Raw genomic sequence first — 18,184 nt, 5'->3', positions numbered from 1 at the left:
TGGACCACGTCAGGTCAGGAGGTATGCCTTCAGGATCGTCACCGCGTAGGTGTTGCCGGTGGTGTCGGTCAGGGTGGATGTGAGGGAGACCGAGCGGGCGTTTTCCGGGTGGGTCAGGGTGAGGGTCCTTTTGCCGTGGGTGGTGGTCACCGGGGCGGGGGACCAGGTCTTGCCGGCGTCGTAGGAGACCTTCACCGTCAGGGATTTCAGGTGGGTGGCCGCCGGGCCCTGGAGGGAGAGGGGGATCGTGGTGCGGCGGCCCGCGGGGGCCGTGCCGGTCGGGGTCAGTTTCGGGTGGAAGCGGACCGTGGAGAGGGGGAGGGGGGTGGGGTCGGAGGGGCTGGAGGTGAAGGTCCAGGCCGCTGTCAGGCGGGTCGTGGTCGTGGCCACGCCTGGCGGGCGGGTCAGGTTCGTTCGGATCGTGTAGCGGGCCGGGAGGGACGGGAGCTTCTCCACGGTCTGGCAGAGGTCGCCGTCGTTGTCGAGCAGGGTGCTGCCGTCCGCGGTCACCGTGGTGTGGCGTTTCGCTGTGGAGGAGGCGGGGTGTCCGCTCCCGTCGGCGAGGTCGGGGACGCACAGGTCGAGGGTGTCGCCGTCGCGCTGTGCGCCGTACGGGCCGCCGGTGATCGGGCTGAAGACGCCGACGTTGTACGTGGCCGCGTAGGTCCGGCCGGCCTGGTACGCCCTCGCGCTCTCCGTGCCGTAGAAGACGTCGTCGTCCCCGGAGGCGTTTCGCTGGCCCAGGTTGGCCGTCCACTGGAAGCCCTTGGGCGTGGTGACGTAGATCTTCGCGGTCGTCGGCAGCGGGAAGGGGTCGCTCACCGTGCCCAGCGACAGGGTGGGGCCGGTCCACAGGACGTTGACGATGCCCTTGCTGTGCGCGGCGGACGAGCCGAAGTTGCGCTTCAGCAGGGCCAGTTCGTTCATGCGCGTGGTGTGCCGGTAGCCGGTGGGGAAGCGGTCGGGCAGGTTGTAAAGGAGGTGGTAGGTGGTGTTGCCCTTCTGCCACAGGCCGCCGAGCTGCGTGCTGAGCCTTCCGGCCGGGGCGGTCGGTCCCAGGGTCGCGGTGCGCAGGTTCTTGAACGTTCCCCAGAACAGGGTGCTGTTGTGCGCTTCGCTCCCGGTGTCCCCGGGGCCCACGGCGAGGTTGAGCTGGCCGTCGGACATCTTCGCGCCCTGCGGCGCGGTGATCCGGACCGGCTTCGCCTTGCGCGCGTCGAAGACGACCGTGGTGTCGCCGGTGAGCGAGAGCCGGGGCCGGACCAGCGCGGAAGTGCCCTCGGCGTCTTCCAGCACGGTGTCCACGACGTAGTCGCCGCGCGGGACCCGCACCCGGTACACGCCCTGGGAGATCTGCTCGGAGTCCGCGAGGTTCGTGGTCCAGTACGTGCCCGAGTACCCGAGGATCTCGGTCAGCGGAGCGCTCACGGGCCGACCGTCGCGGTCGAGGAACTTCAGGGTGAGGTCGTACGCCTCGGCCTCGCGTACGACACCGAAGGCGGTCCGTACGGCCGCGGGGTCGGCGCCGTTCCGCGCGGTGGCGACCAGCGTGCCCGAGTAGGCGCCGTCCGCCGCCTCGACGCGGGTGTCCGCGGTGAGGTCGACGCCGGCGGTGCCGCCCGCCGGGACGGTGAGCCGTGTGGTGCTCAGCGTGAACATGCCTTCGGGGGCCGTACTGCCTTTGGGGCCGGTCGCGGTGGCCGTCAGGTCCAGGGTGACGGGGTGGTCGCCGTCGTTGCGGTAGGTGATGTGCCGGGTGAGCGGCCGGTCGTCGGTGTGGGGCCACAGCTGCTTGCCGAAGGACACGGAGGTCTGTTCGCTCGCCACCGTCCCCTGAAGTGCCCGGGACACGTCGAGCCAGCCCGTCCCCTGCTGGTAGACGGTCGCGCCGGTGGTCGGGGTGGTGGACGCGGTGAGCGCCTGCTTGATCTGTGCGCCGGTCCAGTCGGGGTGCCGCTGGGCGAGGATCGCGGCCGCCCCCGCGGCATGCGGCGTCGCCATCGACGTACCGGACATGGAGACATAGCCGTCGGCAGCCGGGTCGCCCATGTGGCCGTGCGCCGCCCTCGCCGAGACGATGGCCACGCCCGGTGCTGTGAGGTCCGGTTTCAGCGCGTTGTCGGCGGTCGGACCGGTGCTGGAGAACTCGGCGAGCCGGTCCTCGCCGTCGACGGCGCCCACGGTGAGCGCCGATTCCGCGGCCCCCGGGGAGCCGACGGTTCCCGCGTCGGGGCCCTCGTTGCCGGCCGCGGCGACGGTGAGCATGCCGGTGCTCTTCGAGAGGGCGTTCACCGCCGCCTCGACCGGGTCCTCCCCCGGGGTGTCGGCCTGGCCCAGGCTGAGGTTGGCCACCCTGGCGCCCTGCCCGGCGGCCCACTCCAGGCCGGCGATGACGGACGAGTCGGTGCCCTCGCCGTCGTCGTTCAGCACCTTCGCGTTGAGGATCTTCGCGCTGGGTGCGACTCCCTTGTAGCGCCCGCGGGAGCGGGCTCCCGAGCCCGCCACCGTCGCCGCGACATGCGTGCCGTGGCCGGCCTTGTCGTCGGTGCTGCCGGTGCCGCTGAAGTCCTTCGCTGCCGTCACCGCCGAGGCTAGGTCCGGGTGTGTGGTGTCGATGCCGGTGTCCAGGACGGCGACCTTGACGCCCTTGCCGTCGTATCCGGCCGCCCAGGCGGCCGGGGCGCCGATCTGCGCGACGCCGCCGCCCGCCTCCCCGGCCCTTGCGCCGTCTTCGTCCGCCGGCGCCTTGAACCGGCCGTCCAGCCAGACCCGCGCGACTCCCTTCCCCTCGGTGAGGGCCTGCCACATGTCGTCGGCCCCGGCCTTGGGTACGGTGATCGCGGCGCCCGCCACACTGGGCAGCTCCCGACGCACGGTGGCGTCCGCGTCCGCGACCAGCGACTTCTGCGTACTCCTGTGCTGGGCGGACGTGCCCTCGTACGACACGATCAGCGGGAGCGTGCCGCGCCGGGTGTCGTCGTAACCGGCGCGTATCAGGCCGCTGACGTCGAACAGCCGCATGTCCAGGACGCCTTGGCCGATCAGGGCGGCGGCGTCGGCGGGGACGACGTACTGATCGCCCCCGACGCCGCGCACGGACACCGGGACGTGCTCACGGCCCGGTGCCCGCCGTACGCCCGTCACCCGGCCCCGGGCGTCCAGCAGAACCCGGTCGCCGGTGAGGAGGGTGACGTACCGGCCGGTCGCGGAGGCGGAGCCGGCGGTCCGCGCGCCGAGGACGGAGCCGCCGGGCGCCGCGACCGTGACGGTGTCCTGCGTCCGTAAGCCGAGGCCGGAGCCCGTGGCCGCCACCGAGACGCCCGTCATCAGCCCCGCCACCAGCAGGGCTGCCAGCGAGGCGCTTGTGGTTCTGTCGCGCATTCAGCTCACCTGCCCGGGGAGCTGCTTGTTGGCGTCGACGACCGCGCGCTCGGTGATCGCGCTGGTGTGCGTGACGGTACCGACCTTGAGGGGATTGTCCGCCGTGGCCTTGACCACCACGATGCGCTCGCCGAGGAACCGCAGGGTCTTCTTGTCGAAGATCCACTCGATGCGCTCGCCGTTGCCGGAGTCCTCCCGCGCGATCGCGACACCGTGCCGGCCCGTGGCGTCGACCGCGTCATCCACCGAGACGACTCCGGGGATCTTGGCCGCGGCCTTGTAGAGGGCGGCGCCGACCTCGGCGGGCGGGTAGCTCTCGAACAACAGATCGCCGATCGCGACGAAGGCGGCCTGGTCGCGCGGGACTTCGGGGTCCCGGACGGCGTCCGACTCGCGGTAGATCCGCTGGAGCAGCGCGTCGGGGTCGGTCGGCAGCGCGGCCAGGGCGTTGTAGGCGCCGCTGAACGGGGTGTCGCCCTTCAGGGTGATGCCCTTGTCGCTGGTCTGACCGGCCTCGATCAGCCAGCCGTCCCTGCCGTCGAGGGAGTTCCAGACCTGGCGGGAGTGCAGCTCGTCGCTGACCGCCTCGCTCTTGTCGCCGACGGTCTTGATGTAGGTGTCGGCCACCTTCGAGGCGATGTAGATGTACTGGCCCTTGTGCGGGGTGGGCGCGGAGGTGTCGGCGGCGGCCAGGGAGATGCGTTCGAGGAGCTGGGGGGCGCCCTTGGCGTCGGCGGCGCCGATCCTGGTGGTCAGTGCGGGGCCGGTGGCCAGGGTGGCCTTGCCGTCGTCCGCCCCGCCGCCGGTGAGGGCGAGGCCGCCCACGACCGCGCCGGCCAGGGCGAAGGCCGCGGCGGGCAGGAGGACCGCTCGGCGCAGGAACGGGTTGGAGCGCTTCAGGGGCGCGACCGGAGAGGTGGCGGACGTACGGGAGGAGGTGCGGAGGTCTTCGTGGATCCGGGCCATCATCTGCTCCTTGTGGAACTGGTGGCGGCCCGCCGGCAGATCCCGCTCGGCGGAGGGCAGCAGACTCTGCGTCTCCGTCCACTCGGCCGGGTGGGGCCGGTGGGAGGGGCTGGCGTTCATCGGTTTCCTTCCTGTGCGGACCGGACCGCGTATCCGCGATCACCTGTTATCTGCCGGTTCGTGCGGGTGGGTTCCCGTTTTTCTCCGAGGAGTTGCGCATCGGCGAGCTTGCGCAGCTTGGCGCGGGCGCGGGAGAGGCGGGAGCGGACGGTGCCGACCGGGATGCCGAGAGCGCGGGCCGCCTCGGCGTACTCCATCCCCTCCCACAGGCACAGCGTCAGGACCTCACGCTCGGGACGCTTGAGCAGGCTGAGGGCGGCGAGCGTGGCGTTGATACGGCGCCGGTCGTCCAGGCGTCCGGCGGTCTCCTCGGCGTGGTCCTCGACCCGTTCCTCAGCGGCGTGCGCGGCGGCCGCGGCGCTCGCCGCGTTGCGGTAGCGGCGGTTGCTGCGGTGGTGGGAGCGGGCGACGTTGGTGGCGATGCCCAGCAGCCACGGCCGCAGCGAGCCGCCTTCGGCCTCGACCGAGGCGCGGCGCCGCCACGCCTCCATGAAGGTCGTCGACATCACGTCCTCGGCCAGCGACCAGTCGGCGGTCAGCCGGAAGGCGTGGTTGTACACCGAGCGGGCGCACGCGTCGAAGAGTTCCGCGAAGGCGTCCGGATCTCCGTTTCGCACCCGGGTTCGCATATCTGTGGTCACGTCTTGAACTGACGTCCGGTGCGGGCGAGTTCCGGTGAGACACGTCACAGCTGTCGCACAGGTCACCGGGGCGGTGACCGCACGAGGACTCGGTGGACATGGCAGCCGCTCAGCCGCGCACCGCTCAGGCTGCGAGGACCGAAAGCAAGGCGCCCGATCTGATGCGGGACCCGGTCCGGGGGTGCGCAGGCTGGTCGAGAAGCTGTTGGCGGTGTCGAGGCCGAACACGGGCGCGGAACAGGCTGATCCGGCAACGCCCGCCGGCACGGGCGGGCACCGGTCTCACCGACGGTGAACGGCGCTGCTGTCGTCGTACGCACACCAGGCCCGGGCTTCGGCAGAGCTGCTCGCCCACGGGCCGCAACACTTGCGGCCCGGAGCGGCCGAGAAGGTGTGTGGGGAGATCTCGAGCAGTGGGGTGAAGGCGTGCTCGGCGATACGTTTGGGTGCTGACTCGCACGTGGTGCTGTTTGAAGTCGCTCCGGTTCCTGGTGCCCGGTGAAGGCTGTCACCGACGGAGACCGGCGACCAAGGTCGCCGGTCTGTCTGACCCGGCACGAGCGACCGGGTCGACGACGTCACACGTCGGTGCGTCCTCATGCCATCGAGGCATCCATCTTGGTGGTACGCCGGGTGGCGGCTCGCGCGTTGGTCTCTGCCGGCACCGCGCGCCGCAGGCTCTTGAGGCCGACCACTGCGCCGGCCGTCACCAGGACGCCGGCCGCCACCGCGCCCGCGAAGAGCAGGGGCGAGCCGAGTTTGCCGATCGCGAAGACACCGCCGATGGTGCTGGTCATCGTGGAGCCGAACGTCATGGTCAGGGTGCCGGTGACGGCACCGCCGGCCAGCGTCGCGGGCAGGACTCGCAGCGGGTCGGCCAACGCGAACGGCACAGCGCCCTCGTGGACGAAGGCGGCGCCGAACAACCAGGAGACCTTGCCGTAGCTGCGTTCGGCCGGGGTGAACACACTGCCGCGCACGAGGGTGGCCAGTGACAGGGCGATGGGCGGCACCATGCCCGCGGCCATGACCGTCGCCATGATCGTGAAATTGAGGCTGTTCGGCGCGACCTCGACGCCGGTTGCGGCGAACGCGATGGCGGCCTTGCTGATCGTGCCGCTGAGGTCCGCGGTCACCAGCAGCCCCAGGACCAGGCCCAGTACCGGGCCGCTGGCCCAGGTGAGTGGCGGCAGCTCGTTGTGCAGCGCGTCCACGAGGTCGCTGACGCGTGGTCCGACGAGTTCGAAGATCACGGCGGCGGTGACCGCGGTGGCGACCGTGGGAGCGAGCACGATCGAGACGGTGCCGCGCTGGGCCAGACGGCCGCTGATCCGCCGCGCCACCGCGGTTGTGACGCCCGCCAGCACGCCGGAGGCGATCCCGCCGAGGAAACCCCCGATCGACACCATGGCGACCACGCCGCCGATGACACCGGGAAGGACCGCTTGCCGCCCGGCGATGCCGTAGGCGACGTAGCCGCCGACGACGGGCGTGAGCAGGAGCAGCGCGGAGGCGCCGGTTTGGATCATCAGCGCGGCCCAGGAGTCGGCTTGGGTCAGCGGCCCGTCGTTGAGCAGTGTGCCCGCGTTCCCGGCGACCTCCACGCCGCCGACGGCGTAGGCCAGGAAGGTGAGCAGGCCGCCGATCGCGACGAGCGCGCCGACGTAATGGGTGCTGCCTGCCAGCCATCGGCCGAACCGGACGACGACCGAGCGGTCACCGAGGTGGTTGCCGCTGATCGGGTCCCGATCCATGGGGACGGCGGTGCGGGTGGTGCGGTTCTCGGGGTGAGACATGATGCGAAACTCCGGTCACGGGAAGGAGCAGTGGGGTGGGTGGAGCCGAGGAGGACGGCCGGCACTCGAAGGGGTGCCGGCCGTCCGGCGGCGCAGGAGCGCCACTCAGATCAGCTCGACCCGTACGCCATGCGGAGGTTCCAGTTGTCCAGGACCTGGCCGGGCTTGACGTTGACCATTCGGTTGGCGCCGCCGAAAAAGACCGCCCCGAAGTGGTGGCCCATGATGGTCGCTGCCTGGTTGCCCGGGGTGTCCGCGTTCCAGCCTTGTTCGTAGACCGGTGCGCCGGAGTCTCCGGGGGCGGTGAACTTGCCGTTGCAGTGGCACGGGTCGGTCCCGCCACGGTCCATCATGTAGGCGGCGTCGGAGTTGATCGTGTGGTTCTGGCCGAAGGCCGAGTAGTTGACCGCCACGCCGTTGACGCTGACCGGATGTCCGCAGTGGTTGAACGTCGTCTGTCCGCTCACGCACAGCTGTCTGCCCAGGAAGGTCCAGCCGCTCCAGCTCACGACCTTGAGGCTGCTGTCGCTCTCCGCGGTGCCGCCGGTCCAGATGGTGCCGTTGTACTGCTTGCCGCTGATCAGTTCGGCGTCCAGGTTCGTGTCCCGCCGCTCGACGGTGCCGAAGTCCTTGCCGGCCTGGGTCTGCCACTTGCCGAAGAGTTGTTGGCAGTGACCGGCGGTCACCATCTTGGTCACGTTGGTCGCCTTGTCCCAGACCGCATAACCCGCCGTGCAGGTGCCGCCGCCTACAGCCTTGATCGAACTGCCGCCCCAGAAGGGGATGGCGTCGTCGTATCGGCCCCACTCCGGGGTCATTCGCCCCGGACCGGCTTCGACCTTGCCCGCGTAACGCTTCTGCAAGACGCCCGCAGCGGATCGAGGTCCTTCGACGGCGACCTGCACCTTGTCCTTCTGGCCGTCGTACGCGGCGGCGAGGCCGAGCTGCTCCCCGGTCTTGTTCCATTGGCCGCTCGAAACGGACTTCACCACCTGGTCCTTCTCGGCCTTGGTGAACTTGCTGATCCTGACGGCGACCTTCATCCCCGCCGGAATCTCCGCCTCGACCCTGGCCTTCTTCGCGGCCGGTGTGCCCGCGGGGAGCATCAGCACCGTGTCGGTGAGCCCGTAGACGCCGAGGGCGGAATTCGCGGTGGCGACCTTGTCGAGTGCCTGCCACTGTGCCTGGCTCGGGGTGTCCGACGACGAGTCCGGCGTGGCGGACGCCGCGGGCACGCCGAAGATCATCGGCAGCGCGCCGACGGCGACGGTCGCGGTCAGGACCCGCGCGAGGTACTTCTTTCTTGCTGTCGGTTTCATCTGTGTCTTTCCTTGGTGCTCGGTGGACCGGCCGAGGTGCCCGTGGTGGCACTGCTGGTGCCGCGGGCTGACTGAACCGTGCGTGCCGCGCCAGACAGCAACAGTGGGGATCGCATGTGAATGGGTATCCCGGTTCCTGCCCGGCGACTGGTTCGGGTGTTTCGCCCGGGGGCCGTTCGCCCCGGTGGCAGCAAGGAAGCGGTCGTACATGGCAGTGGCATCTCAGCCGACTCACAGCTGTCCGACAGACGGAAATGACACCCGGCTGTGAGAAAGTCCTCCCGCGTGGCCACCGGTGACCGCACGGTCCGGACCGCTCGCGGGCGGTGAACACGGCGTGCAAGGTCAGCGCACGCAGTCGGCAGTGTTCGGTGAGGCAGTCGACGAGCGGCGCATGGCGGGCCAGGCCATCCCGGTGACGGGCGCCGGCCGAACGAGGACACCGGATCGAACGCGACCCGCAGGCCGCGGAAGACCAACATGGTCACCGCCGTCTACGCCCCCTACGCGGCACCACCCTGTACGCGGGCAGCGCCCGTGTCCCCCTCCAGCGGTACGACCTCGACCCTGCCCACGCCCTGTCGCGGGTGTGCGCCCGCACAGGCGGGTCCGGCCTCAGCCCGGCCCAGTGGCAGACCTACGTTCCTGACGCCCCGTACCGGCGGGTGTGCAGCCCCGCGTGAGGGTCAGCGGCCTTCTCGTTCCCGAACGCGCCGGCGGGGATGCCCTCCGGCAGGAGCGGATCCGGGCCGGAGCGAGGGAGGGTGTCAGCTGCCGGGCCGGACGGCGGAAGAGACACAGCACGGCCGCGGCCATGCCGAGGAACAGCCGGCGCGACGGTCGGGGGGTTGCGCCCATCTGGTGTCTCCGGGGCCCAGGAAGGTGCGGGCGGATGAAGAACCCGTGGGCGGCCCCGGCCCGGGGCCGCCCACGGGCGCTCACGCAATGTCCCGCCCATCCAGAACGCCGTGCCCATACGGGCGGGTACCAACGGTCGACAACGGTGCGATTCGACCCGCACGGCCACCCAGCGGGCCAGCATCTCTGCGGGTCAGAGCTGAAGCGCCGGTTCAAGCACCGTCGCTTCCCAGGCTGAGACCGCCAGGACCGCGGCAGCGAGGTGGCCAACCAGGTCGCCCGCGGCTGCGTCGTACAGCCCTACCGGGAAGGCGGGCGGGCTCAGTACATCGAGCGGCCGCTACCGCCGCCAGTGAGCGACACCGGCACCGGGCCGACCCGCGACGGGGCGCTGCAACGGCTGGAACTGCCTCTGACACTCGACGAGCTGGCCGAGCACGCGGCGATGAGCACCCGCATCTTCGCCCGCCGCTTCCTTGAGGTAACCGATCTGAGCCCCGGCCGCTGGCTGACCGAGCAACGGCTGCGGCGAGCGCGGCACCTGCTGGAGTCCAGCGACCTGTCAGTGGAACGGGTCGCCCACGAGGTCGGGTTCGCCACCGCCACCTCGCTGCGGCGGCACCTGGCGGCGGAGGCGGGAGTGACCCCGTCGACTCGATGCCCACCCAGACGCCCGGCCTGGCGCCCGGCGGACGGCCGACGCTGAAGAACCTCACCACACGCGATCGCGTCCTGTGGTGGCTGACGTCCATGGGCTCCACCATCATCGCCACACTCAAGGAAATCCTCACACTCGAGGAAGTCCTCGCCACCGCGCCTGCCATCACCGCCATCGACCTCGCCGTGCTGAGCCGCTTGCCCGACACCCAGCGCCTGGTCCTCGTGGCCTGCGGCCGCTGAACATGCGCCGAAAACGCGTCGGACGCTTGTGACCAGTGACATCGTGGTCCCCCCTCTCGTTTTCGCCAGACAGGAACAGCGTCCGGTCGCAAGCAGGCAGGTACGGCCGTCCCGGGGCCAATAAGGGGCAGACCGGGGCGGGCATGACCGGGATGCGCTGGGATGGCCCGACTCACCGCAACCTGCCAGTCAGTTGGGGCCGCCATGAGCGACACGATCACATCAGGGTCGACCGGCAGAGCAGGACGTGCCGAGCAGGCTGGCCGCCGACGCGGCACCACGAACCGTCCGAGCACGCCCGGAACAGTCCAGGACCGGTTTCGGGGGCTGTTGGAGGCGGCCCCGGACGCGATGGTGATCGTGGACGACACCGGGACCATCAGACTCGTCAACGCCCAGACCGAAGCCCTCTTCGGCTACCACCGCGACGAACTCCTCGGCCGCCCTGTCGAGATCCTCATCCCCAGCCGCTTCCACGCCCACCACGCCACCCATCGCGACGGATACGCCACCACCCGGCAGGTGCGCCCCATGGGGGCCGGGCTCGAACTGCACGGACTGCGCAAGGACGGCAGCGAGTTCCCCGTCGAGATCAGCCTCAGCCCCCTGGAAACCGCCGACGGCCTCCTCGTCTCCGCCGCCGTCCGCGACGTCAGCGAACGCAAGGCCGCCGAGGAAAGGTTCCGGGCACTGCTGGAGGCGGCCCCGGACGCGATGGTGATCGTGGACGACACCGGGACCATCAGGCTCGTCAACGCCCAGACCGAAGCCCTCTTCGGCTATCGGCGCGACGAACTCCTGGGCCGCCCGGTCGAGTTGCTGGTGCCCAAGCGGTTCCAGACCCACCACACCCGGCACCGGGACGGCTATGCCGCCACCCGGCAGGTGCGGCCGATGGGGGCCGGGCTCCAACTGCACGGACTGCGCAAGGACGGCAGCGAGTTCCCCGTCGAGATCAGCCTCAGCCCCCTGGAGACGGCTGACGGGCTCCTCGTCTCCGCGGCCGTACGGGACGTCAGCGAACGCAAGGCCGCCGAGGCGCGCATCACCGAGCTCGCCGCCCTGGTCGAGTCCTCTCAGGATGCGATCCTCGCCAAGACGCTCGACGGGCGCATCACGTACTGGAACACCGCCGCTCAGCGGCTGTACGGCTACACGGCCGAGGAAGCCGTCGGGCAGCACGTGTCCATGCTGGCCACGCCCGAGCGCAAGGACGAGATCATCCAGCTGCTGGAGCGGCTGCGGCAGGACGAGAAGATCGAGCATTTCGAAACCCTGCGGGTCACCAGTACCGGTGTCATGCTCGATGTCGACGTCACCCTGTGGCCGACCCGGGACGCCACCGGAACGGTCGTCGGCGCCTGCGCCATCGTCCGTGACATCAGCGACCGCAAGCGCGCCGAGGCCGAACTCACCGAGTTGTACAGGCAGCAGAAGCACATCGCCCTCACCCTCCAGCGCAGCCTCATGGGCACCCCGCCTGCCATCCCCGGCCTGGCCGCTGCCAGCCGCTACCGGCCCGCCACCCAGGGCGCCGGTGTGGGCGGCGACTGGTTCGATCTGATCCCGCTCGGCGCCGGCCGGGTCGGCGTCCTCATCGGTGACGTCATGGGCCGGGGTCTGGAAGCGGCATCCGTCATGGGTCAGTTGCGCTCCGCCGCCCATGCCCTGGCCAAGACCGGAATGCAGCCCCGTCAGCTCATGCAGGCTCTGGACGCGGTCGTCGCCGACCTCGATGTCCCAGACCAGTTGGTGACCTGCTGCTACCTGGTCATCGCCCCGGACGCCGGATCCGTCACCCTGTGCTCCGCCGGCCACCTGCCCACGCTCGTCGCCACCGCCGGCAACGGCGTCAGCCGACTTCCCACACCGGTGAACGCCCCTCTCGGCGTCGGTGACATTCTCTACCAGCAGTCCAGCGCGGCCATCGCACCCGGCGCCGCCCTCGTGCTGTACACCGACGGCCTGGTCGAAACCCCCGGCAGCGACATCGAGCACCAGATCGACAAGCTCACCACGGCCCTGGACGACGCCTTCACGCTCTCCAGCGGCCTCGAGGATGCCGCCGACCACGTACTCGCCGCGCTGCTGCCGGACGCCGAGGGCCACGACGACGACGTCACCCTCCTTCTGGCCCAGCTCCCCGCCGCCCCGCTGGACATCGCACGTAAGGAACTACCGGCCATTGCCTCCGCGGTGTCCGCGGGCCGCTCCTTCGTGGTCGAGACCCTCGCCGCCTGGGGCTGCGCCCACAAAGCCGACGACGCGAAACTGCTGGTCTCCGAGGTCCTCACCAACTCGGTCCAGCACGCGGAAGGTCCTGTCGTCCTCCACCTGCGCCACACCGCCACCGAACTCGCCGTCGAGATCAGCGACCTCAGCCCGCACCTGCCCGAGCCACGGCTGGCCGCCCAGGACGACGAATCCGGACGAGGCCTCATCCTCGTCGACACCCTCGCCGACAACTGGGGCGTCCGCCCCGACGAGCAGGGGAAGACCACCTGGTTCTCCCTCCGGCTGTGACCGGCGAAGCCCTGGCGTCCCGCACCCGCACGGCCGGCTTTGGCAGCGGCCCACAGCACACGGGCGCGGCTCCGCTTTCCTCCCCGGCAGCCGGGCCTCCTCCACCGCCACCGGGACCTGCTCGCCCTGGTCCACGCCTGTCTCGCCCAGGCACGAGGATGGTGGTGAACTGCGCCGCATACTCCGCACGCGACGATGGGACGAAGGCGATGGCTCTTGAGGGCGAATACGGGCCGAGTCCAGCGCAGTGGATTCGTGAACAGGTCGAGCTCTACGAGAGTTCGGGCGGCACGCAGGGTACGACCCTGTGGGACACGGGCCTGCCCGTTGTCATCGTCACGATGCGCGGCGCGAAGAGCGGCAAGATCCGTAAGATCCCGCTCATGCGTGTGGAGCACGAAGGACGCTACGCCGCCGTGGCCTCGAAAGCCGGCTTCCCGCGTCATCCGGTCTGGTACTTCAATCTCAAGTCCGACCCGCGTGTGGAGCTCCAGGACGGCTCTCGGCGCCGGGAGATGACGGCCCGTGAGCTCACCGGGGACGAGAAGGCCCAGTGGTGGCAGCGCGCGGTCGCCGCGTATCCGCCGTATGCCGAATACCAGGAGAAGACCGACCGCGTGATCCCCGTCTTCGTGCTCGAACCCGCGTAGCAGCCCGACGCCGGTCCTGGCCGTTTCGCCACACCTTGCTCCGAAGGCGAAACGGAGGTCAGTCGGCTCTCCGCCGCTCCCTGAAGCGGGTGGCGGCCGCGGCGAGGTCCACGATCGGGGCGGGGTAGTCCAGGCCCGCCCGGGTGGCCGCGTCGAGGTGAACGACGCGGTGGACCGCGGTGGCGTCGAGGTGGCTGAGCTCGGGGAGCCAGCGGCGTACGTACTCCCCGCGGGGGTCGTACCGGCGTGCCTGGACGAGTGGGTTGAGGAGCCGGTTCGGGCGGGTGTCCGTGCCGGTCCCGGCGACCCATTGCCAGTTGAGCTGGTTGTTCGCCACATCGCCGTCGACAAGGAGGTCCAGGAAGTGGCGGGCTCCCGCCCGCCAGTCCATGTACAGCGTCTTGGTGAGAAAACTTGCCGCGAGCAGGCGGGCACGGCCCGGCATCCAGCCCTCGTGGCGAAGCTGGCGCAGGGCGGCGTCGACGACGGGGTAGCCCGTGCGGCCGTCCTGCCAGGCTTCGAACTCCTTCGTGGCGCGGCGCCAACGGTCGTGCCGGGGCCGGTAGTCGTGGTCGGCAGCGTCGGGGCGGGCCGCCAGGACCTGGTGGTGGAAGTCCCGCCAGGCGAGCTGGCGGACGAAGGCCCGCGCACCGGGATCGTCCTGGGCGCGGGCCCGGTGCAGCAGTTCGGTGGGTGAGAGGCAGCCGAAGTGCAGGTAGGGAGAGAGCCGGGAGGTCGCGTCGGCGGCCAGGTCGTCGTGCCGGTCGTCGTACGCGGACAGCGGGCCCGCCAGCCATGACCGCAGCCTGCGGCGGGCCTCGGATTCCCCGCCGGCGGGCAGGCCCGGCGAGGTGGAGCCCGACGCGAGGGACTTCGCGCGAGGAAGGCCGGCCGAGCCCACGTCCGGTAGCCGTACGGCGTCCGGTGCCGGCAGGACGCCGCGCACGGAGAAGCTCTCCCAGCGGCGGAAGTACGGGGTGAAGACCGCGAAGTGGTCCTTGCCCACGGGCGTCAGCGCCCCCGGTGGCACAGCCGTCAACGAGGCGTCGTGGACGCGTAGTTCGCGTCGGGCGCCGACGAGCTCCGCGCGCAGCCGGTCCTCGCGCCGTGCCGCGTAGCGGCTCACCCCGCCCGCGATGTGCACCACGGCGGCCCCCGTCTCCGCCGCCACCCGGCAGGTCTCCTCGACCACGTCACCGACGCGCACCACCAGCCGGCCGCCCCGGGCCCGCAGGGCCATGTCGAGATCGGCCAGGCTGTCGGCGAGGAACGCCGCGCGGTTGGGTCCGGTGAAGCCGGTGCGGCGGATGCCGCTGTCCACGACGAAGAGCGGGACCACACGTTCGGCGTCCTTCACAGCGGCCTGAAGGACCGGGTTGTCGTGCACCCGCAGGTCGGCGGTGAACAGGGCGACGCAGACGCTCACCGTTCCTCGAGCCCCCTCAGTGAGTACGGGCCGGTTCGGCGGCAGCCGATTCGGCCGCGGCGGCGATGTTGCGGACCATGCCGCCGAAGACCGCGGCGTGGAAGGGGGCCACGCCCCACCAGTAGGCGTGCCCGGCCAGACCGTGCGGATGGAACAGGGCCCGCTGCCGGTACACCGTGCGCCCCTGTGGATCCCGGTCGACGGTCATCTCCAGCCAGGCCAGGCCCGGCAGCCGCATCTCCGCGCGCAACCGGAGCAGCCGGCCCGGCTCGATCTCCTCCACTCGCCAGAAGTCCAGGCTGTCGCCGACCCGCAGCCTGGTCGCGTCCCGGCGGCCCCGGCGCAGACCGACCCCGCCGACCAGAGCGTCCAGCCGGCCCCGCAGGGACCAGGCCAGCGGCGAGGAGTACCAGCCGTTCTCGCCGCCGATCGCCTCCACCACCCGCCACAGCGCCTGCGGCGGCGCAGCGACCGTGCACTCGCGGTGATCGGCGTAGAGGCTCCCGCCCGCCCAGTCGGGGTCGGTGGGCAGCGGGTCGCTGGGGGCGCGCGGAGTCGAGGCCGAGGACCACCTGGTGGCGACGTCCGCGTCCTGCACACGCCGCAGAGCCAGCCGGATCGCCCGGTCCAGACCGACCGGTCCCTCCGGCGGGTCCGGCACGTAACGGACGATGTCCCGCTCGGCGCAGACCACCTCGTGCCTCAGCGACTCGACCAGCGGGCGCGCGAGAGCGCCCGGCACCGGGGTGACCAGACCGACCCAGAGGCTGGACAGCCGGGGGGTGAGCGGCGGAACCGGGACGATGACCCGTTTCGGCAGCCCGGCGACGACGGCGTACCGCCGCATCATCTCCTCGTACGTGACGATGTCCGGTCCGCCGATGTCGAAGCCGCGGTTCACGTCGTACGGCAGCCTCGCACACCCCACGAGGAGGCGCAGCACGTCGCGGACGGCGATGGGCTGGATGCGGGTGCGCACCCAGCTCGGGGTCACCATCACGGGCAGCCGCTCGGTCAGGTACCGCAGCATCTCGAACGAGGCCGAGCCCGAGCCGATGATCACGGCTGCCCGCAGTACGGCGGTCGGCACGCCCGAGGCCAGGAGGATGCGGCCCACTTCGGTGCGGGACCGCAGATGGGGTGAGAGTGCGTGCTCGGGCACTCCGGAAGGGCTGAGTCCGCCGAGGTAGACGATCCGGTGGATTCCGGCGGCCCGCGCCTGCTCACCGAAGATCCGGGCGGCGCGCCGGTCGGTCTCCTCGAAGCCCCGACCGGTGCCCAGCGCGTGCACCAGGTAGTACGCGACGTCCATGCCCTCCATGGCCGCGCGCACGGCGCCCTCGTCCGTCACGTCCCCGCGCACGGCCTCCGCCTGCCCGGCCCACGGATGATCCCGCAGCTTGCCGGGCGAGCGGGCCAGGCAGCGCACGGAATGCCCGGCGGCCAGCAACTCCGGCACCAGCCGGCCACCCAGGTAACCGGTGGCACCGGTGACCAGACAGCGCAGCGGCCGGTCGTCGTCGGTCATGCCGGTCGCACGCATGCCTTTCGAGTGCGCTGTGTCCCGCGACGGCCTGCGGACCGGGGCGCAGGAAACGTCATGGCTCTCACGTCCTCCTGGGAGGTGCCTTCCGAGGGGCGCTGTCGCTGTTCCCCGACCCCATGCTTGGGGCCGCGGACGAACACCGCAACCTCGCCGTCCCCGGCCGCCCGCCGTCATGCACCGAAGGTGGGTGAGGACGGCGAGGACGGGGGTACGGCAGGGGCGTGCCCCGTCGGGATCCGGCGGCTTCCTCGGACACGCTCATCAGCGTGGGAGGGGGCACCCACGCCCGGGGCACACGTTCGCGTCAGGCCCGGCAGCCGTCAGGCCCAGCAGCCGTCAGGCCCAGCAGCCGTTCACGGTCGCGGCGAGGCCGTCCATCGCGTCCTTGATGGCGCTGCCGGAGGCCGTCGAGTCGTTCTCTATGAAGGAGAAGACCTTCCACCGGCCGTCCTTGCCCTGCGTCAGGCCGCTCAGGGCGATGGCACCGGTGAGGGTGCCGGTCTTCGCGTACACCTTGCCGACGGCACACTTCGAGTTCTCGTCGTCGAAGCGGCCCCACTCCGGGCCGAGCGTGCTGCCGGCCTCGCCCGCGACCGGGAGGCCGTCGCGGATCGAGCCCAGGATGTCCTCGTAGCGCGGCTCCGTCAGCAGGTCGAGGATCTCCGCCAGGGTCCGGGCCGGGATGCGGTTGGCGCGGGAGAGGCCGCTCCCGTCGTACACCTCGAAGTTCTCCAGCGACACTCCGTACCGCCGGCTCAGCACGTCGCGCACGACCGCCGTGCCGCCCTCGAACGTGGCCGGCTGCCCGGCGCCCAGCGCGGTCATCCGCAGCAGGGTCTCGGCGATGTTGTTGTCGCTGACCTTGAGCATGTGGTGGACGATGTCCGACAGCGGGGCGGACCAGTGACGGGCCACCGGTACGTCGGTGATGTCCGCCGTCCGGCGTGTGACGTCGCCGTCCACGGTGATGCCGTCGGCGGTGAGTTGCTGGGCGAAGACCTGTCCGGCGTCGATCGAGGTGTCGTTGACGGCGTGTCCGTCGACGACGAGGGCGCGGACCGGAGCGACGTCGCCGGGGAAGTAGTCGGGCTTCCAGCCGTTGGCCAGGGTCGAGTCGGAGAAGAGGCTGTCGTCCACGGCGACCTTCACGCCGGTGAGACCCGCCGCCTTCAGCCCGGCCACCGCGTCCTTGGCCATGTCGGCGAGGTCCGCGGTGGTCAGCGTCCGGTCGCCGCCGCCGACGAGGGTGAGGGTGCCGTCGCCGTAGACGACCTTCGTCCTGAACCGGTGGTCCGGGCCGAGCACCGTCAGGGCGGCGGTCGCGGTCGCCAGCTTGGTGTTGGACGCCGGCATCAGCGCGGTGGCGCCGTTGTGGTCCCAGACGGTGTGGTCCGACTCGGCGTCCAGCACCACGCCGCTGACGTTGCTGCCCAAGCGGGCGTCGTTGACGCGGGTGTTGAGGTTCGCGGCGATCGCCTGGTCGGCAGGGTCGAGGTCTTCGCCGGCGTTCGGGGCCGCGTCGGGGGTCGTCGCGGTGGTGTTTGCGTCGGCGGCGAAGGCCGAGGGAGCGGCGAGCACCGCCGAGGCGACGGGCACGGCCATGGCGAGGACCAGAGCTCGGCGGGCGCCCGCGCCGAGCTGCTTCGGCTTGCGATGCCGGTGGCGACCGCCCGGGGTGAAGGCGGAGGGGGGCACGACTTCGGGTTCGGGGTTCATGGGGGACTTTCCGTGATGGACGCCGGCGGACGGACAAGCCGATGCAGTGGGGGGTTTGACTCCGTGGCGCGAAATGATCAGCGCCCCACAAGTGGTCACATGAACCCCACGGCCCCCAAAAGATAACTCACAAGTAAGGGACGGAGATCACAGGTTTGCGCACGCCAATCGGCGCGGATTCCAAGGGGAGTTGGCCAACTGTTTCCCTTCCCCTGCCACGCAAGAGGACCAGGCGCATCCCACGGTTACGTCGTCCTGCGGCGCCCCGAGCGCCGGACGCCCGCCGCGTCACCTGAGCGGCTGACACCTACGGCCTGCGCATGCGCGCGCCCTACCGGGTCG

The 18,184-nt window shown here is 71.1% G+C and carries 11 protein-coding genes and 1 pseudogene; 4 read left to right on the top strand and 8 right to left on the bottom strand.

Features of this window, described 5'->3' with window-relative positions; genetic code table 11:
* Window positions 1–9: 9 nt before the first annotated feature.
* The 5 genes from ACWC1K_RS00670 to ACWC1K_RS00650 form a co-directional block, all read right to left on the bottom strand.
* A complete protein-coding gene (locus ACWC1K_RS00670) occupies window positions 10–3,381 on the bottom strand; it encodes a S8 family peptidase (protein ID WP_450827567.1) in 3,372 nt (1,123 codons plus the stop codon).
* On the bottom strand, window positions 3,382–4,467 hold the full coding sequence (locus tag ACWC1K_RS00665) for a CU044_5270 family protein (RefSeq protein WP_450827565.1): 1,086 nt from the start codon (window positions 4,465–4,467) through the stop codon (window positions 3,382–3,384).
* Window positions 4,464–5,108 (bottom strand): RNA polymerase sigma factor, encoded by a 645-nt coding sequence (locus ACWC1K_RS00660; protein ID WP_450827563.1) that lies wholly within the window; start codon window positions 5,106–5,108, stop codon window positions 4,464–4,466. The genes ACWC1K_RS00665 and ACWC1K_RS00660 overlap by 4 nt, the downstream gene beginning before the upstream one ends.
* A 596-nt stretch (window positions 5,109–5,704) precedes the next feature.
* Entirely contained in the window at window positions 5,705–6,904 is a 1,200-nt protein-coding gene (locus ACWC1K_RS00655) for a fructose-specific PTS transporter subunit EIIC (protein ID WP_450827561.1), read from the bottom strand.
* A 110-nt stretch (window positions 6,905–7,014) separates the two neighbouring features.
* Complete coding sequence (locus tag ACWC1K_RS00650) at window positions 7,015–8,223, bottom strand: hypothetical protein (protein WP_450827560.1); 1,209 nt, start codon at window positions 8,221–8,223, stop codon at window positions 7,015–7,017.
* Window positions 8,224–9,322: 1,099 nt separating this feature from the next.
* On the opposite strand from ACWC1K_RS00650, the pseudogene ACWC1K_RS00645 reads away from it, so the two are divergent.
* The 4 genes and pseudogenes from ACWC1K_RS00645 to ACWC1K_RS00630 all read left to right on the top strand — a co-directional run.
* Window positions 9,323–9,787 (top strand): annotated as a pseudogene (locus ACWC1K_RS00645) (helix-turn-helix domain-containing protein); the annotation flags it as partial.
* Entirely contained in the window at window positions 9,739–9,981 is a 243-nt protein-coding gene (locus tag ACWC1K_RS00640; protein WP_450827558.1) for a hypothetical protein, read from the top strand. The pseudogene ACWC1K_RS00645 and the gene ACWC1K_RS00640, both read left to right, overlap by 49 nt.
* Before the next feature lie 204 nt (window positions 9,982–10,185).
* A complete protein-coding gene (locus tag ACWC1K_RS00635; RefSeq protein ID WP_450827556.1) occupies window positions 10,186–12,504 on the top strand; it encodes a SpoIIE family protein phosphatase in 2,319 nt (772 codons plus the stop codon).
* Between the two features lie 209 nt (window positions 12,505–12,713).
* Window positions 12,714–13,154, top strand: coding sequence for a nitroreductase family deazaflavin-dependent oxidoreductase (locus tag ACWC1K_RS00630; RefSeq protein WP_450827554.1), 441 nt, complete (start codon window positions 12,714–12,716; stop codon window positions 13,152–13,154).
* 58 nt (window positions 13,155–13,212) lie between these two features.
* Here the strand turns inward: ACWC1K_RS00630 and ACWC1K_RS00625 are convergent, their stop codons facing one another.
* The 3 genes from ACWC1K_RS00625 to dacB all read right to left on the bottom strand — a co-directional run bounded on the left by ACWC1K_RS00625 (window position 13,213) and on the right by dacB (window position 17,842).
* Window positions 13,213–14,580: a cryptochrome/photolyase family protein gene (locus ACWC1K_RS00625; protein WP_450827552.1), complete on the bottom strand. Its 1,368-nt coding sequence runs from the start codon at window positions 14,578–14,580 to the stop codon at window positions 13,213–13,215.
* Window positions 14,581–14,596: 16 nt separating this feature from the next.
* On the bottom strand, window positions 14,597–16,123 hold the full coding sequence (locus ACWC1K_RS00620) for an SDR family oxidoreductase (protein WP_450827550.1): 1,527 nt from the start codon (window positions 16,121–16,123) through the stop codon (window positions 14,597–14,599).
* A 339-nt stretch (window positions 16,124–16,462) separates the two neighbouring features.
* Window positions 16,463–17,842 carry a D-alanyl-D-alanine carboxypeptidase/D-alanyl-D-alanine endopeptidase gene (dacB, locus tag ACWC1K_RS00615; RefSeq protein WP_450827548.1) on the bottom strand — a complete coding sequence of 460 codons (1,380 nt, stop codon included), beginning with the start codon at window positions 17,840–17,842 and terminating at the stop codon, window positions 16,463–16,465.
* Window positions 17,843–18,184: the final 342 nt, after the last annotated feature.

This window comes from Streptomyces sp. NPDC001492 (assembly GCF_053597275.1).
This window is presented reverse-complemented; position numbering and strand designations above follow the sequence as displayed.

Excerpts from the sequence above, each read along its gene's own strand:
- ACWC1K_RS00670 (WP_450827567.1), bottom strand. The coding sequence starts at position 3,381 with ATGCGCGACAGAACCACAAGCGCCTCGCTGGCAGCCCTGCTGGTGGCG.
- ACWC1K_RS00665 (WP_450827565.1), bottom strand. The coding sequence starts at position 4,467 with ATGAACGCCAGCCCCTCCCACCGGCCCCACCCGGCCGAGTGGACGGAG.
- ACWC1K_RS00655 (WP_450827561.1), bottom strand. The coding sequence starts at position 6,904 with ATGTCTCACCCCGAGAACCGCACCACCCGCACCGCCGTCCCCATGGAT.
- ACWC1K_RS00650 (WP_450827560.1), bottom strand. The coding sequence starts at position 8,223 with ATGAAACCGACAGCAAGAAAGAAGTACCTCGCGCGGGTCCTGACCGCG.
- ACWC1K_RS00640 (WP_450827558.1), top strand. The coding sequence starts at position 9,739 with ATGCCCACCCAGACGCCCGGCCTGGCGCCCGGCGGACGGCCGACGCTG.
- ACWC1K_RS00635 (WP_450827556.1), top strand. The coding sequence starts at position 10,186 with ATGAGCGACACGATCACATCAGGGTCGACCGGCAGAGCAGGACGTGCC.
- ACWC1K_RS00630 (WP_450827554.1), top strand. The coding sequence starts at position 12,714 with ATGGCTCTTGAGGGCGAATACGGGCCGAGTCCAGCGCAGTGGATTCGT.
- ACWC1K_RS00620 (WP_450827550.1), bottom strand. The coding sequence starts at position 16,123 with ATGCGTGCGACCGGCATGACCGACGACGACCGGCCGCTGCGCTGTCTG.
- dacB (WP_450827548.1), bottom strand. The coding sequence starts at position 17,842 with ATGAACCCCGAACCCGAAGTCGTGCCCCCCTCCGCCTTCACCCCGGGC.